The sequence below is a fragment of the Nostoc sp. genome (genome assembly GCF_036918015.1).
In the GTDB taxonomy this organism is placed as follows: domain Bacteria; phylum Cyanobacteriota; class Cyanobacteriia; order Cyanobacteriales; family Nostocaceae; genus Nostoc.
The window spans coordinates 112,907-130,418 of record NZ_JBALEO010000069.1 but is presented as its reverse complement, the minus strand read 5'-3'; the positions used below and the strand labels follow the sequence as shown (position 1 = coordinate 130,418).

Sequence of the window (17,512 nt, the reverse complement as noted above, 5' to 3'; positions counted from 1 at the left end):
TTCTGTTTCGATAAACAATTCAAAATCACCGAATTTGTAATGGTTGTAAGTCTTGGTGACTGGTTACGAAAAATAGCTATTTTAGCTTGTTTATTGCTCTTGGTGAGTTGCCAAGCTAAAAACCAATTGCCGAACAGTGAAGCCCAGGTGAAAGTAGCGCGGGTAGTTAGTGGGCAAAGCTTGGAAGTTTTAGGCATGGCTGAACAACCAAATTTGATTTCCCAAGTGCGGTTAGTGGGTGTTGATGCACCAGATTTGCGACAGCGCCCTTGGGGGGAAGCAGCAAAAGAACAGTTAGAGAATCTAATTGGTGGTGTAGAACAATCGGTAACGCTGGAGTTTGATTTAGAAGCAAAAGACAAAATCGGACGAACTCTAGCTTATGTGTGGAAAAATAAGGTGTTGTTGAATGAAGAATTAGTCAAACAAGGGAATGCAATGTTTGTGGGGCGATCGCCTAACCACAAGTATGACCAGCGTTTAGAACGTGCCCAACAATGGGCTAGACTCATGGGCCAAGGAATCTGGAACCCAGAAAAGCCCATGCGCCTTACTCCCGCCGAGTTTCGCCGCCAAAATCTTTAATGAGTGCTGAGTGCTGAGTGCTGAGTGCTGAGGCGGAGAGTGGGGGAGTGAGTAAGTGAAGGAGAAGAATTAATAACCAATGACCAATGACAAATGACAAATGACTAATCTACAAATTTTTCTAGATATTGCTACAGAAGCGGCCTTGGCTGCTGGTGCGATTTTGCAAGGTTACTTGGGTAAGTTAGAAGACGCAATTATTGAAAAAGGACGCCCTGGTGATTTAGTCACGGCTGCTGATAAAGCCTCAGAGGAGTTGATTTTAGAAATTTTGCGTCGTCACTTTCCCCAGCACTCGATCCTCGCTGAAGAATCAGGGAAATTAGGTAATCAAGAAAATGAATATCTCTGGGCAATAGATCCTCTCGATGGCACAACCAACTACGCTCATCAATACCCATTTTTTGCCGTTTCCATCGGGCTTTTAATTAATGGCGTTCCCCAAGTTGGTGTAATTTATGACCCATTTCACAATGAGTTATTTAGTGCTGCTGCTGGCTTAGGAGCAACGCGTAACCGTCAGCCCATCAAGGTTTCAGCAACATCTGAACTGGGTAAAAGCTTACTAGTAACAGGATTTGCTTACGATCGCCGTGAAACTTCTGATAACAACTACGCAGAATTTAGTCACCTCACCCATCTTACCCAAGGAGTTAGACGTAGCGGTTCGGCATCGCTAGATTTGGCGTATGTTGCCTGTGGACGTGTCGATGGTTACTGGGAACGGGGACTTTCTCCTTGGGATATTGCCGCTGGGATAATTTTGGTACAAGAAGCCGGGGGCAAAATCACCGCCTATGATGGCACTGCTGTCAAAATTGAGTCTGGTAGAATTCTTGCTACAAATAGTTATATTCACGACTCCCTCAGTAACGAACTTTTACGGGTTCCACCACTGTCAGCTTGGGTGTAGCAGATGGGGGCTTTCTCTACGACTTTGGGTACACTAAAAGCAATCTAACTGCTCCTTTGGTGCAAAAACTCTATATGTCTTTCAAAATAGATCGTGGACTATTTAAATATGATTTCATAGATCATCACGCAGTGCTGTGCGTTCCAGTTGATGCCGATGTCAAAGAGATTCGCAAACGCTATCTCCAAGTCGCCCGCCGTTTGCACCCAGACAGTAGTCTTACGGAAACTGCTGCTCAAAAACATCTCGGTAATGAATTGTTATCAAAGCTGGTTAACCCAGCTTACGAAAAACTTGCTGGCGATCGCACTCGCACTGAATATATTCTAATTTTGTCGCAAATTGGCAAACGTCTGGTGCAAGAGTCTACTTCGGTAACTCTAAATACCGACTTGGCTAAACAGTTAGTTGAGGCGGCTAATGTCGATCATTTTTATAAAACTGCGATCGCGAAACTAGCCCAAACCCAATATGATTCTTTAGAACAAGCACTGCAAGTCATTGCCCAAGCTAGTGAGTTGAATTTAGTGTATTTAATGCGGAGCGCGGGTAAAGCATCCGCCGCCCCGCCATCTGCTCAAACCAAAGCCCAATCAGGTACACCTCAGCCAAATACACCAAAAAATACAGCACCAGCACCAGCACCAGCGCCACCAAAAGAAGACTTGATTGTAGAACAGTATGTTCGTCGCGCTCAATCTTTGATTGACAAAAATCAATTTGCCCAAGCCAAAGTAGAGTTGCAAGATGCTCTGAAGCTAGAACCGAAAAATAGTCGCTGTCATAGCTTAATTGCAATGGTGTATTTAAAGCAAAATCAGCTAAAAATGGCCAAAATCCACTTTGACAACGCTCTAAAATTAGACCCCAGTGACGAAACGGCTCTGCAATGGAAACCTAAAATAGATAAGGCTTTAGGACAACAACCCAACGATCATAAGGTGACTTCATCCCCCAATAATGGAGATAAGCAACCAGAGAAATCTGGTAGTGGTTTATTCGGTGGTTTGTTTGGTGGGAAGAAAAAATAATGGTGTATCAACCAGCAGCGGGAGCCAGGGATTTATTACCCTTGGATGTGGAGAAAAAACGCTGGATTGAAGAGCGGTTACAGCAGGTGTTTCACCGTTGGGGATATCACAGGATTATCACCTCGACTTTAGAACGGATGGATACCCTGATGGCGGGGGAAGCAATCCAGCGTCAGATGGTGATTCAACTACAACAAAATGGTGAAGATGATGAATTAGGGCTACGTCCAGAATTAACAGCATCTATTGCTCGTACTGTTGTGACTCGGATGGCTGGTGTCACTTATCCACAACGGTTGTATTACAACGCCAATGTGTTTCGCCGCACTTGGGAAAGTAGGCATAATCGCCAGCAAGAGTTTTATCAAGCTGGGGTGGAGTTGTTAGGTACTGGCGGATTGCTGGCTAATGCCGAAGTACTGCTGTTAGTAGCAGATTGTTTAGCAGCATTGGGTTTGCAGGAATGGCATTTAATTTTAGGTGAGGCGGGAATTACCCGATCGCTCCTGAGTGCCTTTCCTGCTAATTTACAAGATCGAGTTCGCAGTGCGATCGCTCATCTTGACCGCATCACCATAGATAATTTACCTCTAAGTGACAAACTCCGCGATCGCGCCCAAATCATCATGGATTTGCGTGGGCCAAGTGCAGACGTGTTGCAAAAAGTTAGTAGTCTGGATCTAGATGAAGAACAGCGAGAGGCAGTGAATAACCTCAAATCCCTAGTAGAATTACTAGAATCAGAGAAAAAATTTCCGTTAATCCTCGATCTGAGCCTGATCCAAACCATAGACTACTACACTGGTATTGTCTTTGAAGTTGTCAACGATACCGAATCCCAAGCCAGAGTTTTAGGGCGCGGTGGTCGCTATGACCAGCTTTTGGGGCTATATCATCCTCAAGGAGAAAACATTCCCGGAATTGGTTTTGGACTAAGTATCGAAGATTTATACCAAGTTCTGTTGTCTACCCAGCAATTACCACAGGAAACTCCAGCGAGTGACTGGTTGGTAGCACCAGAGACAGCTAGTGCCAACGCCGCCGCCTTTGTCTATGCGCAAAAACTCAGAGATTCTACTGATTTGGTGCGAGTAGAAATTGACTTGGGGGGAAGAGATGCAGAGGCGATTCGCCAATATGCAAGCGATCGCGGCATTGCCCAAATTGCCTGGATCAAAGCTGATGGTTCACCAAAAATAGAACCATTACGTTAATGTGTATGGGGAAAGAGGCAGAGGGGCAGAGAGGCAGAGGGGCAGAGGGGATAAAACTTACTGTAACTTCTCCTCTGCTCCCCTGCTCCCCTGCTCCCCTGCCCCTCTGCTCTCCCCTCCCCTGCTAGGCTAGAAATAGCCGATACAGAAGAGAGGGAATCGAGAACATGCCACATACAATTGTTACAGAAGTCTGTGAAGGCGTTGCAGACTGCGTAGATGCCTGTCCAGTAGCTTGTATTCATGATGGCCCAGGCAAAAATGCCAAGGGAACTGATTGGTACTGGATTGACTTCGCCACTTGCATCGACTGTGGTATCTGTCTCCAAGTTTGCCCTGTAGAAGGGGCGATTCTTGCAGAAGAACGACCAGAGTTGCAAAAAACTCCGTAATAGTCCATAGTCAACAGTCAATAGTTATGTTTGACTGTTGACCAATGACAAATGACCAATGACCAATGACCAATGACAAATGATTATTTATTAGAAGTTCAAAATGTTCACGCTGGATACATCAAAGATGTAGATATCCTGCAAGGTGTGAATTTTCAGGTTGCACCAGGGGAATTGGTGACAGTAATTGGCCCCAACGGTGCAGGTAAATCTACTTTGGCAAAAGCAATTTTTGGGCTTTTGATCCCCCACACAGGCACAATTACCTTCAAAGGTGAAAATATTGTGGGGCTAAAGTCCAATCAAATTGTCCAACGAGGAATGTGCTACGTACCGCAAATCGCCAATGTTTTCCCCTCTCTCAGTGTTGAAGAGAACTTGGAGATGGGCGCTTTTGTGCTTAACGTTCCCCTGAAACCAATTAAAGATAAAATATTTACTATGTTTCCGAGACTAAGCGATCGCCGTCGTCAACGCGCTGGTACTCTCTCTGGAGGAGAACGCCAGATGCTAGCGATGGGCAAAGCTTTGATGTTGGAACCTGGTTTGCTGATTTTAGATGAGCCATCTGCTGCTTTGTCGCCGATTTTGGTGACACAAGTGTTCGAGCAGATTAAACAAATTAATCAGGCAGGTACTGCGATCGTATTAGTAGAACAAAATGCTCGTAAAGCTTTAGAGATGGCTAATCGTGGATATGTATTAGAATCGGGACGTGATGCGATCTCCGGTTCTGGTGAAGAATTGTTGAATGACCCGAAAGTGGGTGAGCTATATCTGGGAGCAGGTAAGAGACATTAACCCTTTTTTATCACTCTTGCCCCATTCAACATAACACCAGCTTAATATCGGAGCTTCACCAGTCTATAGCGATGACTAGGTTGGGCTGCGCCGACGCTATCTATAACTAATACAAAAGCCATAATACTACCTGCCACTGCCGCGACCGTCGTTTTCGATGCTCAAAGAATTCTCCCTAATAATCCGTTTCTAATCACATCTACAGCTAGTCGAGATGCAAAACAGGACATTCATTTAGGAAAAACTGACAAAAATGTAAATTACCCGGATTTACCAAAATCTCCATTCGCAATTCGCTTCTGAATTACGTAATGGATGGGTATTTAGACCCAGCCCTTTGAACGCGAACAAATGAACTACTAAGGCAAAGGCTAAAACCCACCGCCAATATCAGTAGACCGGAAACTTTTGCGATCGCTAAAAAATAGTATTGTAAGATACAGTTTTGGGGGAAAATACAAAAGCTAATAGCTTAGGTTAATGATAAGTTTAGCTTATTGATAAGTCCCAAAAATCAACTAAAATCAACCAGATAATTTTTTCTAGCGATCGCCAGCACTAAAAGCAGACTATTGACCTCAGAATATTTTACGTGCTTCTAGATGAGCAAGAATATCTGAGCGATCGCGCCACACAGGACGCAACTTTTTGTTAGCGAACATCTGTAACTGGTCGCTAATGTGGGGCGATCCAGGTTGACTTGCATTACCATAGCTGGTAAGTGCCATTGCCCGTACAGGGTTGGAAAATTCAATCGCAGCCACATAGGAATCACCTGCAACGGCTTGGAACTGACCATTTGCTTCAGGAGCAAAATAGAGCGCACGAAAAATTCCCAGGCTGCCATCCCCACCATTAGCAGATACATCCATATCACCCAATCGTAGCCGAAAAACCTTGCCCCACGAGACATCAAGCGCCCCATAAGTCTTTTCTACCTCTGCTGCTACTGCTTGCAGAGTTGCAACTGCACTTTCAGGATTAGCTAAACCATCGGGTGTGGTGCGTGGAGAATTTTCATTCCAGGGTTTACTAAAGGTCTTATCTAAGTCCATCTGTTGTACCCAAAAGGCAAAGAGTACGGCCCCACGACTATCTGCATTGGCTTGCCGATCCCAGGCTTCTAAGACATTAGCTGCTTTTTGCCCTAAGTCTTGACCATATTTGCGGGCAGCCGGAATTAAATCATCCAAAATCCGATCGGCCAGTTCCATACGGGTAGAGTGCTTGTCTGCAATCATTTCATCAAAAGAGATTTTGTCATCCTCAGCCAACATCCTCACAGAACGTTGGGAGCGGAAATCCATGAAACGAGGTGCCATATAAGGCGGGTAATTATCTGCTTTAATCGCGGCTGGAAATGTAGTTGTCCAAGGTGGGTCATTTGTATTTTGCAACCAGCCACTCTTAGGGTCAACGATGCGCGGTAAATCTTTGTAAGGATGAATTTTTGTCCACAAGGTTTTAGATGTATTTCCTGGGATTATGCCTTGCCAGTATTTAAAATCACCTTCAGAGCGCACTGGAACTTGACCGTTGAATAGGTGCATAATATGCCCTTCTCTATCTGCATACATCACCGTAAACATTGGCAATTGCAAGCGCTTTAGTGTCTTTTCAAACTGGGCAAGGTTTTTTGCTCGTGCCATATCCCACCACTCCTGGAGTACACCTGGTCGGTCAAGACCTGCAACTCTCAGCGCCACGGCTTTACCATTTTTCTCAACGATCACAGGCCCGTGGATGGAACTTTTCACTACTAATGGTTGCTCTTGCAAGGAGCCATCTTTCTGCTTCACCTTTAAGGAGATGGTTTTTGTCTGAAAGTTACGAACTTTGTCATCAAACCGGTACCCATTACCTGCCAGTGTGAGTTCATAAACATCCCAACCATCATAAGTATTAACTGTGTGAGTCCAACCTAAGTTGTTGTTAAAGGCGATCGCTAATACGGGAATACCTACAAGTGTTGCTCCATAAGCATCAATTCCTGGTGCGGTGATTTGGGCTTCGTACCACAAAAATAAATCTGACCAAGGTAGATGTGGGTTGGCTAGCAACATGGCGTTTCCATCGGCAGAATGAGTTGGTGCGATCGCCCAACCATTAGATCCTGCTTGCAACTTTTTTTTGCTCAGGTCTAATACTTCCTCAGAATTGACCACAAAGGTGAAATTGAGTACCCGATGTAAGTGAGCCATGACATCTTCTGCCTTGACTGGTAGCACCACCTCAACTTGATCATCAATCAAGTTAGGATTTTGGGAAGCATAGGCATTAATTCCAGTAGCAAAAGCATCAAGATAACTACGAAAAGTTGGACTCTGTGCCTTGTACCAAGAACGAGCGCGTTCTGGTACTCCCGCAGTCTGTACCCAACGATCTGAATCTAGATATTTCTCTCCCCAATATTCGGCTGCGCGTCCCCGTGCTTGACCATAGAGACGCAAAAGTAAATCTCCATGACTTTGCATTTGTGCCCAACCAAAGGCATAAAATGCACTCTGGTCATCTTTGCCGTAAATATGCGGTACGCCATAAGTGTCCCATAATATCTCTGTGGATTTTGTTGGTACAGCTATAGTGCGGCTACCGAGAAAAAAAACCAGTATCAGACTGAGTATTAAGGGTAAAAAGCGTATTGATTTTCTCTTGTAAACTTTGAGTAAAATATCAATCCTCATTAACACCACCATCTATAGATGTAACGCTTGGGGATTGGGGACTAAGGATTGGGGAAAGACTTGTTGCAAGCTATCACTCAAATCCTCTTGTCTCTCTAGCTCCCTACTTTTAAGTCAGATTTAAGTTGATCTAACAATACCACTTTATTGAGAAACTATATCAAAGTTAGAAGGGTATCCTTTATTCCTTTTAAAAATGGGGGAAAGGCTACAAGATCGTGTAATCTATATATTTATCAAGAAAGATTATCAACTCTAATGATTAAAAAGCTCTTAAATATTGAGAGTGCTAATTAAAGTGATGGCAAGATTATGATAGAAGTCACTACATTGTCACCTAGAGGATTGAAAAAGCCACAAATGTCAGCCTTATTTGGTCTGGTGTTAGGACTGTGTATGCTGTTAATTTGCTTGGTGTACAGTGTGACGCTAGGTGCAGTAGAAATACCTCTAGGCAAGATTTTGACATCTTTTATAGCCTTTGATGGTTCCTACGATCATCTAGTTATTCAAACCGTGAGATTACCGCGATCGCTAATTGCTATCCTTGTAGGTTCATCTCTGGCTGTATCGGGAGCATTGATGCAGGGTTTAACGCGAAATCCCTTAGCAGATCCAGGTATTTTGGGTATTGAATCGGGAGCCGCTCTCTTTGTCGTTGTCGCAACTTTTATTTTTGGCAGCTCATCCCTAAGTGTTTACGCCCTTGTGGCCTTTCTGGGTGCGGGAGTAACAGCAGTATTAGTTTACATCCTTGGTTCTCTGGGACGGGGAGGAGCCACTCCACTGAATCTGACAGTAGCAGGAGCAGCGTTAACTGCTCTGATTTCTTCCTTTACCACCGGTATCCTGATTGTCAGTCAACAAACACTCGAAGAGGTGAGATTTTGGTTAGCTGGTTCATTATCTGGTCGAGATTTTAATTTATTCCTACAACTACTGCCTTTCGTCGGCATCGGATTAGTAGTAGCTTTTGCCCTCGGTAGACAAATTACCACTATGAGTTTAGGTGAAGATGTCGCCAAAGGCTTGGGTCAACAGACAGCTTGGATCAAAATATTTACCGCTATCAGCGTAGTTTTACTAGCAGGAAGTTCCGTCGCTCTTGCAGGGCCAATTGGCTTCATTGGTTTAGTCGTTCCCCATATAGTGAGATTTTACATTAAAGCCGATTATCGTTGGATTTTACCTTATTGTGCAGTTTTGGGTGCTATTTTACTCTTGGTCGCAGATATTGCCGCCCGTGTATTGCTCAAACCGCAGGAGTTACCTGTAGGTGTAATGACAGCAATAGTTGGCGCTCCCTTTTTTGTCTATCTGGCTAAGTCGAAGGTGAAAAAATGAGTTTTGATTGGCTAGTCATTCGTTCGCAGGCGATATCTTTCCGAATTGACCGACGTGTACCAATCATATTGCTATGTTTGGCAGTAGCGATCGCAGTGGTGATGGTGATGAATGTTGGGCGGGGTGAATATCCAATCTCGCCTTTAGATATCGTGAAAACTATATTGGGTTTAGATACAGGAAACCCAGACCATCAGTTCGTGATTCAAAATCTGCGTTTACCCCGCACCCTTGTAGCTTTTATGGTGGGAGTGGCGCTGGCAATTTCTGGCACTATCTTCCAAGGACTGACACGCAATCCATTGGCTGACCCAGGTATTATCGGCATCAATGCTGGGGCGAGTCTGGCGGCAGTTATAGTAATTGTACTATTTCCCTCAGCACCAATTTACACCTTGCCTTTGTCGGCTTTTGCTGGTGCATTGCTGATGGCGATTTTAATTTACTCACTGGCTTGGAATCAAGGTAGTTCTCCGATTCTATTAATTTTAATGGGTATTGGCTTGTCTGCGATCGCCAGTGCCATAACTAGCTTAATGATTACCTTTGGCGAAATTAATGACGTTAGTAATGCTTTGGTTTGGTTAGCTGGGAGCGTCTACGGCCGGACTTGGGAGCAAGTCTTTTCTCTGTTACCTTGGTTAATTGTTTTTGTCCCAATGGCTTTGACACTAGCAAGACATTTGAACGCTTTAAATTTAGGAGATGATGTCGCCAAAAGTTTAGGTAGTCAAGTGGAATGGCAACGTGGTTTACTCGTGCTGGTGGGTGTAGCCTTAGCAGGTGCAGGAGTCGCCACCGCCGGAAATATTGGTTTTATTGGTTTAATCGCACCTCATTTAGGACGACAGTTGGTAGGTGGAACCCATGAAGGCTTGATTCCTACTTCCGCACTCTTGGGGGGAGTGATTGTTGTGATGGCAGACTTGCTAGGAAGAACCCTGTTTGCACCTATCGAACTACCTTGTGGGGTCGTAACTGCTGCTATTGGCGCTCCTTATTTTCTTTATTTATTAATTCGTAACCGCAAAAAATAAGAAACTGGGGATTGGAGGAGATGTGGTTTGACTTTGCTCACCAACCGATAGATGAGGAGATGGGGGACGCAAATAAAAACAAGTGACAAGTGACAAATGACAAATCTAAAATGGTTTCACTTATGAAAGGACTCTCAACCAAAAGTCTATCTTTAGCTTACGATGGTGCTACGATTATCCGTGACCTAAATTTATCAATACCCACCGGACAAATTAGTGGTTTAGTTGGTGCTAATGGTTGTGGTAAATCAACTTTGTTACGAGGTCTGGCAAGATTGCTTAAACCCCGTGGCGGTACAGTATATCTTGATGGAACGTCTATTTTTAATCTTTCAACTAAAGAAGTCGCACAGCAATTAGGTATTTTGCCTCAAGGGCCAGTAGCACCAGAAGGGTTAACAGTGCGAGATTTAGTAGCACAAGGACGTTACCCTTATCAAAATTGGTTACAGCAATGGTCGGTAAAAGATGAAAAAATCGTGCAACAGGCACTAGAGATTACAGATTTATTGGAATTAGCAGATAGAGCATTAGATACTTTGTCTGGTGGACAACGACAAAGAGCTTGGATTGCAATGGCGTTGGCACAAGATACAGATATTTTACTTTTAGATGAACCGACTACTTTTTTAGATTTGGCGCACCAGATAGAGATTTTAGATTTGTTGTATGAGTTGAACCAAACTCAGGGACGAACAATTGTGATGGTACTACATGATTTAAATCAGGCGTGCCGTTATGCCGATTACTTAGTTGCAGTCAAAGATGGTCGAATTTTTGCTGCTGGAGAACCAAAGCTAGTAATGACTCAAGAAATGGTTCAAGAAGTTTTTGGGTTGGAATGTCGGATTATTCCTGACCCAGTGGTAGAGACGCCGATGTGTGTACCGATAGGACGCAAGGGAAAAGTAGTAAATAACAAACAAATGTAGTTAAATTCCTAATTCGATTTCTACTAAAAATATCGCCCCCATCAATCATCTAACTACAAACAATAAACAGTCGTGGCAATCACATCCAAATCTTCTACAGTATCTAAAAATCAGAGAAATTCAGCCCATCCTTTACAACGTTTGCTCAACTATGGTAGCCAAGATCACCAACAAATTTTGCAGGCAACATCATTTTCTATCATCAATACGATTTTAGATTTAGCTCCACCGTGGTTAATTGGGATTGCGGTAGATATTCTCGTAGAGCAGCAAAATTCTGTATTTGCCAAATTCGGTATAAAAGATATATTTTGGCAATTTTTACTACTTTCATTGATCACTATTATTGTCTGGATACTAGAATCGATTTCTGAGTACGCATATAATAGACTTTGGCGTAATTTAGCCCAAAATATCCAGCATCATTTACGCTTAGATGCCTACAATCATGTACAAGAATTAGATTCAGCTTACTTTGAAGAAAGCAGTACTGGCGGCTTGATGTCAATTTTGAATGATGATATCAACGAGCTAGAAGATTTTTTAAATTATGGAGCCAATGAGATTATCAGTATTATCACTTCACTGATCATTTTAACTAGTGGTGCATTCTTTATCTTACCCCCCTCCATCACCTTTGCCGCAATGTTACCAATGCCATTTATTGTTTGGGGTTCCTTTATTTATCAAAAGCGTCTGGAAGCTCGTTATGCTGAGGTACGGGAAAGGGTAGGCTTTCTCAACTCACGACTAGCAAATAATATTAGTGGTATTACCACAATTAAAAGTTTCACTGCTGAAGCTTATGAAAGCGCTAGATTGGCAGGAGATAGCGAAGCATATAGAAAAAGTAACACGAAAGCAATTAAACTTTCTGCTGCATTTGTGCCCTTAATCAGAATGCTAGTTTTAGCAGGGTTCACAGCTTTATTGTTTTGGGGAGGTATGGCAACACATGCTGGAAAAATATCTATTGGTAGTTACAGTGTTTTACTCGTTTTATTACAGAGATTATTGTGGCCTCTAGTAACATTAGGAGAAATATTTGACAAATATCAAAGGTCAATGGCTTCTACCAATCGGGTGATGAATTTATTAGATACTCCCATTAACATTGCTACGGGAGACAAATTTTTACCTATTGAGCAAGTTCGTGGTGAAATTGACTTCAAAGAAGTTACTTTTGCTTATCAAGATAGAGAACCAGTAATTAAAAAACTATCCTTACATATCCCCGCAGGTAAAACGATCGCAATTGTTGGTTCTACGGGTTCTGGCAAAAGCACTTTAGTTAAATTATTATTGCGATTATATGATATTTCTTCTGGGACAATTACTATTGATAATATTAATATCCAAAAATTAAATCTAGGTGATTTGCGTCGCACTATCGGCTTGGTCAGCCAAGACGTATTCTTATTTCATGGTACTATTGCTGAAAATATCGCCTATGGTACTTTTAATGCTACCGATGAACAAATAATTGAAGCTGCGAAAATTGCCGAAGCTGATAATTTTATTCTGCGGCTACCCCAAGGTTATGAGACAATAGTTGGGGAACGGGGTCAAAAATTATCTGGTGGACAACGCCAAAGAATTGCGATCGCTAGGGCTGTTTTAAAGAATCCCCCAATTTTGATATTAGATGAAGCCACTTCAGCGGTAGATAATGAAACTGAAGCTGCTATTCAGCATTCTTTGGAACGTATTACTGTTAATCGAACGACGATAGCCATAGCCCATCGTCTTTCCACTATCCGCAATGCTGATTGTATTTATGTGATGGAATATGGAGAATTAGTTGAGTCGGGAACACATGAAAAATTGTTGGGGAAGAATGGGATTTATGCTAGTTTATGGAACGTGCAGTCGGGGTTAAAATGAAAATTAGGGTGTTGCTGAATTTGGGTGTGAATCATCATTTTTTGAGTAAAGTGATAAGCTACTCGTACCAATTTAATATGAAGCTTAAAACGTATCGGCTCAATAGACCTCTTGCATAAATCAAAAATAAGAAAGAACCCCACCTCGCCAAAGCTACGCTTTGTCTCCCCTCCCCGCTTGCGGGGCTACGGTGTACACACAAGTCTGAAATAGCTTATTAACCAAGGTTTTACCCCACCCTAACCCTCCCCTTATAAAGGGGAGGGAACTAGATTTCTTGTTTCCCCCCAAAATATCGGGGGGATTAAGGGGGGTAATTCGACTTGTGTGTACACCGTAGGCTTGCGGGGAGGGGTGTTAGGGACTTTTGCAAGAGGTCTAATAAGTAGGGGACTTTTGGATTTCTCTGCTGTCATGAACCGAGGACATACGCAATTACTTGATAATGATGAAGGCCTTTTTTACCATAATTGGGTCAAACCTTTGCAGCACTTGGAATATGAGGTGCGTGTAGCCCCTTCAGGTATGGAACAACAAAGCATTCCTAGTAATATTTCTGTCTAATTACTTATTTTGAAATGATTTGAGGAGTGTCGATCAGGTATCTAAATAAGTCATCAATTATTGTATTGATTGCAAAGATATCGCCATCATGCCAGCGCAACCCGTCAACGAAATAAACTTGATTTCGTTGAACCGCTTTAAGTTGTCGCCACAAAGGTTTTTGTTGGAGCTTTTCTAAAGTCTCCTTAGCACTCTTACTTCCCCAGGATAAAAAGAAGAGAACATCACCGTCAATATCAGACAGACGCTCTTCAGAAATATTTTCTATATAGAAAAAATTCCCCCTTTGTGAGGGTGGGCGTTCTAGCCCAATATCATTGAGGACTGTACCAACAGGACTTTTTTCGCCATAAGACCAAATTCCAGAGAATGGTTTTATCGAAGCAACTGAAACCTGGATTTGGTGACGGCGATTACCCAAAGCTTGTTTAAGTTTTTCAATGCGCTGCCAATATTCTTTCATTAATTGATTGACAGCTTCTTCCTTATTCAAGGCCTTGCCAAGGTCTACCAAATCTTGATCCCAACGACGAGTGAGTAAATCGGGATGCCCTATTATGACCGTAGGCGAAATCGTAGATATCTGCTTGTAATAAACATTCAGAATATAAGGATGAGCCAAAATTAGGTCGGGTTTCAGGAGCAAAATCTTTTCGAGGTTTGGTTCATTTTCGCTTCCAATCAAATCAACTCCATCTACTTTGTCTCGAAGATATTCTGGAAAAGGTTCACTAGAATCATATCCTGTTGCAATTGGTTTAATCCCCAATGCTAAAATATCAGCCAAAAAACTTGACCATAGTGTGACAACTCGTTGCGGATGCAGAGGGATACAAGTCTTTCCCATCAAATGTTCTACCTTTCGGCAGTTTTGCGTTGGCTGTTTCAAGCTTGTAGCACTATAATTCAGATTTCTGGTACAAGCCGAAACAAGTACAAACATCAAAACTCCTAATAATAGTAGATAGATGAAGCGACGTAAAAACATTGAGCATAAGTATCAATAGGATAATTGCAACACGTTGTTCAGCCGATTACCAATACAACAGCGAGTTAAAGCTCCCAACGAATAGAGCCGATGATTGTCAAGGGCGCACCTCTTTCCAGACCTAAAGTGTAACCGTAACTAGAACTGAAATAGTCCGTATCAAACAGATTACGAATATTGATCGCAGCGTTAAGGCGATCTCTACGGTAGAAAATCGCCGCATCGGTACGCAAGTAATTGGGTAGTTCAACCGAGTTGTCTGAAAGTGCCGCCCGCTCACCCACATAAAAAAGCCCTAAACCAAATCCCAAACCTTTGAGATCGCCCTTCTGGATTTCATAGGTTGTCCAGAGGCTAGCTTGATTTTCTGGCACACCCAGCAATTTATTACCTACAGAAATGTCAATATCCTCGGTAACTTCTGCATCTGTATAGGCATAAGAACCGATCACCTTCCACCCTGGTAAAATCTCACCCGTGATATCTAACTCAATCCCTCGACTCCTTTGCTCCCCCACTTGAATCTGGGAATCACGATCATTTTGATCCTGTATCGTAATATTCGTCTTGGTGATTTGATAGGCTGCCAATGTTGTTGAAAGCTTTCCGTCTAGAAAGTCAGCTTTAATGCCTGCTTCATATTGGGTTCCTTTGGTGGGCTTAAACGCTCTACCATCAGGATTGAATCCAGAGGTAGGAAGAAAAGATTGACTATAGCTGGTGTAGAGAGAAACCGATTTACTCGGCTGATACACCAAGCCAAATCGGGGGCTGAAAGCACTATCATTTTGTTCGGGAGAATCAATTCCGCTATTTGTCTGATTTTGTGAAACCCAATCTAAGCGCCCCCCAACCAATAGCTTCAGACTATCTAAAATACTGATTTGATCTTGAAGGTAAGCACCATAAGATTGAGTAGATGAATCGAAACTATAATTTGGAATATATACGGGGTTTGAAATGTTGTAATCTGGGTTGAAGATATCTAGATTAGGAAGAGCAGAATCGGAAATCGTAGACTCAAAAATCTGAACATTGCGATTGAAATCAAAACCCACTAAGAGTTGGTGCGAAATCGATCCCGTCTTAAACTTTCCAAGCAAGTCGATCTGTCCAAAATAATTATCTATTGAGTATCCACGTCTTTCAGCGTTAATACCTACTAGCGAACTATCGTCTTCTATATCTAATCCTCCAGCAAATGCGTCTCTAGTTCTAGTGGTAGCCACTGAAAAATTGTTACGAATCTGCCAGTTGTCGCTCAACTTTTGATTCAGGATGTAGCCAAATTTTTGAGTCTTGGCATCAATAAAGGTTAAATCAGGATAGCCGAGAAAGACACTCCGAGGCAGGAAGCTACCATCACTGAAAAACCAACTGCCAGACTGATTTGGATATCCATTATAGTTAGTGTATTCATAGTATAGATTCAGGTCTGTCCGATCGCCCAATTTCAAACTGATTGAGGGTGCGATCGTGGTTATATTTGTGTTGACGGAATCTTGAAACCCCTCCGAATTTTGATAGCTCGCAATAAACCGATAGAGTACAGTTTTATCGGCATTTAATGGCCCTGAGAAGTCGATGCTGGGCTGATAATATCCAAAATTTCCTGCCTCAAATCCGAGACTGTAGTAGGGTTCACTCAAAGGTTGTTTGGTAGTAACATTGACAATTCCACCTGGTTCTACAGCGCCAAATAGAACTGAGGCGGGGCCTTTGAGAACCTCTACTTGTTCGATCGTTCCAATGCCTGTCAGTGAAAAGCTATCACTTGTATCTCGATAGCCATTGCGGAAATTTCCGGTCTGCACAAATCCTCTGATGACTCTGCCTCCTGAAGGCGCACCGAAGTTGGTTCCTCCATCAACAACGCCACTGACCGTTTCCACTGCCTCTTTTAAACTTCTTACCTTGCGATCTTCCAGCACCTGTCGCGGCACCACCTGAATTGATTGGGGAATATCGCGCAATGGTGTGTCGGTTTTAGTCGCAGTTGACGTTTCTGGTACGTTATACCTATCTTGCTCCCCCGTCACCACCAACTCAATCGGCTCATCCTGCTGTGCTGTTGGTTCTTGCTGCGGTGTCTCGCTTGTTGGCTTTTGTTGATCTTGTGGTGTTTGGGGTTGCTGCGGTGGAGAAGTTGCTATTGCCGAAGAATTTATACCAAACACCAGCCCTGCATTATCATCAAATAACTCAACTTTGGGTAAAGTTTTCTCACCCACCACCGTCACCCGGACAGTATTTGCATCGATATTGGTAACTGTTATCTCAGTAATTTCAGCAAGGGGTTTTTCTGAACGAAATACAAAAGCTTCTCCCGATGCTAAACGCAACTGTGCGCCAGGTATATCTGCAATAAAATTATTATCGGTACTGAGATTTTTAACTTGTAGTTGTTCCCCACGAGTCGTCTCTAAAATCAACTCCACACCTTTGTCTGTAGGATTGGCTTTAACTCCTATGATTGGTACAATTTGATCCCCACTTCTTTGTTCTGAATTCGGGGAGTTGCTTGGTGTTGGTGTCTGTACTAGCATTTGAGCGCTAGTTGCGGGAAGTTTGATTTCGCTGAGTTGGGGAATGTTTTTACTTGCTTTACCAGGTGCTGTTTGGGGTGATGTAGATTTCCCTATCACTTGGGTAAAAGATTGGCCTTGAAAATCTTCTCGTACTTCCTCGCCTTTAGAAGGAGTGCTGATACAAAGAACAAACGTACCTGTCAGCAGCAGGCTTTGAAACAATTTATCTAACTTCATTTATCCGCTTATCCGCTTACACTCAATCACACTACTTGGTCGTACCTGAAGATACAATGACAATCTCTGAAAAAAATTGTCATTTAAATTTAAATTATTCCAATCATATTATGAAGCGATACAAGACACAAGATAATTAATAGCTTTTTTCATTTAGCTATGGATATTAAACAATAAATTCTTATAAAACAGCTTATTTGCTTGATATAGAATCAGAGATTATATATCAAGCAAAAACTACTTTTCTGTCTTGAAAATAGGATTGGTGACTAGGAATTAAAGATGAGGACAAGTTAACTTTCATCCGGTGGTTGCGGGCGATCGCTCGTGGAGTTTTAACTTGAAAATGGGGTATTGCTCATTTGTCTTTTGTCAGGG

The 17,512-nt window shown here is 42.6% G+C and carries 13 protein-coding genes; 10 read left to right on the top strand and 3 right to left on the bottom strand.

The window, feature by feature from the left end; translation table 11 throughout:
* Positions 1 to 39 precede the first annotated feature (39 nt).
* The 6 genes from V7K61_RS17755 (at position 40) to V7K61_RS17730 (ending at position 4,936) form a co-directional block, all read left to right on the top strand.
* On the top strand, positions 40 to 585 hold the full coding sequence (locus tag V7K61_RS17755; protein ID WP_335055121.1) for a thermonuclease family protein: 546 nt from the start codon (positions 40 to 42) through the stop codon (positions 583 to 585).
* A gap of 100 nt (positions 586 to 685) precedes the next feature.
* Positions 686 to 1,498, top strand: a complete 813-nt coding sequence (locus V7K61_RS17750; RefSeq protein WP_335055119.1) for an inositol monophosphatase family protein — start codon at positions 686 to 688, stop codon at positions 1,496 to 1,498.
* A 74-nt stretch (positions 1,499 to 1,572) separates the two neighbouring features.
* A complete protein-coding gene (locus V7K61_RS17745) occupies positions 1,573 to 2,529 on the top strand; it encodes a J domain-containing protein (protein ID WP_335055117.1) in 957 nt (318 codons plus the stop codon).
* Complete coding sequence (locus tag V7K61_RS17740) at positions 2,529 to 3,743, top strand: ATP phosphoribosyltransferase regulatory subunit (RefSeq protein ID WP_335055115.1); 1,215 nt, start codon at positions 2,529 to 2,531, stop codon at positions 3,741 to 3,743. The genes V7K61_RS17745 and V7K61_RS17740 overlap by 1 nt, the downstream gene beginning before the upstream one ends.
* Before the next feature lie 167 nt (positions 3,744 to 3,910).
* Positions 3,911 to 4,135 (top strand): indolepyruvate ferredoxin oxidoreductase subunit alpha, encoded by a 225-nt coding sequence (locus tag V7K61_RS17735; RefSeq protein ID WP_012407913.1) that lies wholly within the window; start codon positions 3,911 to 3,913, stop codon positions 4,133 to 4,135.
* A 72-nt stretch (positions 4,136 to 4,207) separates the two neighbouring features.
* Entirely contained in the window at positions 4,208 to 4,936 is a 729-nt protein-coding gene (locus tag V7K61_RS17730) for an ABC transporter ATP-binding protein (RefSeq protein WP_335055113.1), read from the top strand.
* 578 nt (positions 4,937 to 5,514) lie between these two features.
* Here V7K61_RS17730 and V7K61_RS17725 read toward each other — a convergent pair.
* Positions 5,515 to 7,620 carry an acylase gene (locus V7K61_RS17725; RefSeq protein ID WP_335055111.1) on the bottom strand — a complete coding sequence of 702 codons (2,106 nt, stop codon included), beginning with the start codon at positions 7,618 to 7,620 and terminating at the stop codon, positions 5,515 to 5,517.
* A gap of 312 nt (positions 7,621 to 7,932) precedes the next feature.
* On the opposite strand from V7K61_RS17725, the gene V7K61_RS17720 reads away from it, so the two are divergent.
* The 4 genes from V7K61_RS17720 (at position 7,933) to V7K61_RS17705 (ending at position 12,817) form a co-directional block, all read left to right on the top strand.
* Positions 7,933 to 8,964 carry a FecCD family ABC transporter permease gene (locus V7K61_RS17720; protein ID WP_335055109.1) on the top strand — a complete coding sequence of 344 codons (1,032 nt, stop codon included), beginning with the start codon at positions 7,933 to 7,935 and terminating at the stop codon, positions 8,962 to 8,964.
* A complete protein-coding gene (locus tag V7K61_RS17715; RefSeq protein WP_335055107.1) occupies positions 8,961 to 10,001 on the top strand; it encodes a FecCD family ABC transporter permease in 1,041 nt (346 codons plus the stop codon). Before V7K61_RS17720 ends, V7K61_RS17715 begins: the two co-directional genes overlap by 4 nt.
* A 122-nt stretch (positions 10,002 to 10,123) precedes the next feature.
* Positions 10,124 to 10,933 (top strand): ABC transporter ATP-binding protein, encoded by an 810-nt coding sequence (locus tag V7K61_RS17710; protein WP_335055105.1) that lies wholly within the window; start codon positions 10,124 to 10,126, stop codon positions 10,931 to 10,933.
* 72 nt (positions 10,934 to 11,005) lie between these two features.
* Positions 11,006 to 12,817 (top strand): ABC transporter ATP-binding protein, encoded by a 1,812-nt coding sequence (locus tag V7K61_RS17705; protein WP_335055103.1) that lies wholly within the window; start codon positions 11,006 to 11,008, stop codon positions 12,815 to 12,817.
* A 568-nt stretch (positions 12,818 to 13,385) separates the two neighbouring features.
* On the opposite strand, the gene V7K61_RS17700 is transcribed toward V7K61_RS17705, so the two are convergent.
* Both V7K61_RS17700 and V7K61_RS17695 read right to left on the bottom strand, forming a co-directional pair.
* Positions 13,386 to 14,324 carry an iron-siderophore ABC transporter substrate-binding protein gene (locus tag V7K61_RS17700; RefSeq protein ID WP_335055101.1) on the bottom strand — a complete coding sequence of 313 codons (939 nt, stop codon included), beginning with the start codon at positions 14,322 to 14,324 and terminating at the stop codon, positions 13,386 to 13,388.
* 110 nt (positions 14,325 to 14,434) lie between these two features.
* Entirely contained in the window at positions 14,435 to 17,134 is a 2,700-nt protein-coding gene (locus tag V7K61_RS17695; RefSeq protein WP_335055099.1) for a TonB-dependent siderophore receptor, read from the bottom strand.
* Between the last annotated feature and the right edge of the window lie 378 nt (positions 17,135 to 17,512).

Excerpts from the sequence above, each read along its gene's own strand:
- V7K61_RS17725 (WP_335055111.1), bottom strand. The coding sequence starts at position 7,620 with ATGAGGATTGATATTTTACTCAAAGTTTACAAGAGAAAATCAATACGC.
- V7K61_RS17735 (WP_012407913.1), top strand. The coding sequence starts at position 3,911 with ATGCCACATACAATTGTTACAGAAGTCTGTGAAGGCGTTGCAGACTGC.
- V7K61_RS17740 (WP_335055115.1), top strand. The coding sequence starts at position 2,529 with ATGGTGTATCAACCAGCAGCGGGAGCCAGGGATTTATTACCCTTGGAT.
- V7K61_RS17710 (WP_335055105.1), top strand. The coding sequence starts at position 10,124 with ATGAAAGGACTCTCAACCAAAAGTCTATCTTTAGCTTACGATGGTGCT.
- V7K61_RS17700 (WP_335055101.1), bottom strand. The coding sequence starts at position 14,324 with ATGTTTGTACTTGTTTCGGCTTGTACCAGAAATCTGAATTATAGTGCT.
- V7K61_RS17730 (WP_335055113.1), top strand. The coding sequence starts at position 4,208 with ATGACAAATGATTATTTATTAGAAGTTCAAAATGTTCACGCTGGATAC.
- V7K61_RS17750 (WP_335055119.1), top strand. The coding sequence starts at position 686 with ATGACTAATCTACAAATTTTTCTAGATATTGCTACAGAAGCGGCCTTG.
- V7K61_RS17695 (WP_335055099.1), bottom strand. The coding sequence starts at position 17,134 with ATGAAGTTAGATAAATTGTTTCAAAGCCTGCTGCTGACAGGTACGTTT.
- V7K61_RS17720 (WP_335055109.1), top strand. The coding sequence starts at position 7,933 with ATGATAGAAGTCACTACATTGTCACCTAGAGGATTGAAAAAGCCACAA.
- V7K61_RS17715 (WP_335055107.1), top strand. The coding sequence starts at position 8,961 with ATGAGTTTTGATTGGCTAGTCATTCGTTCGCAGGCGATATCTTTCCGA.
- V7K61_RS17745 (WP_335055117.1), top strand. The coding sequence starts at position 1,573 with ATGTCTTTCAAAATAGATCGTGGACTATTTAAATATGATTTCATAGAT.
- V7K61_RS17755 (WP_335055121.1), top strand. The coding sequence starts at position 40 with ATGGTTGTAAGTCTTGGTGACTGGTTACGAAAAATAGCTATTTTAGCT.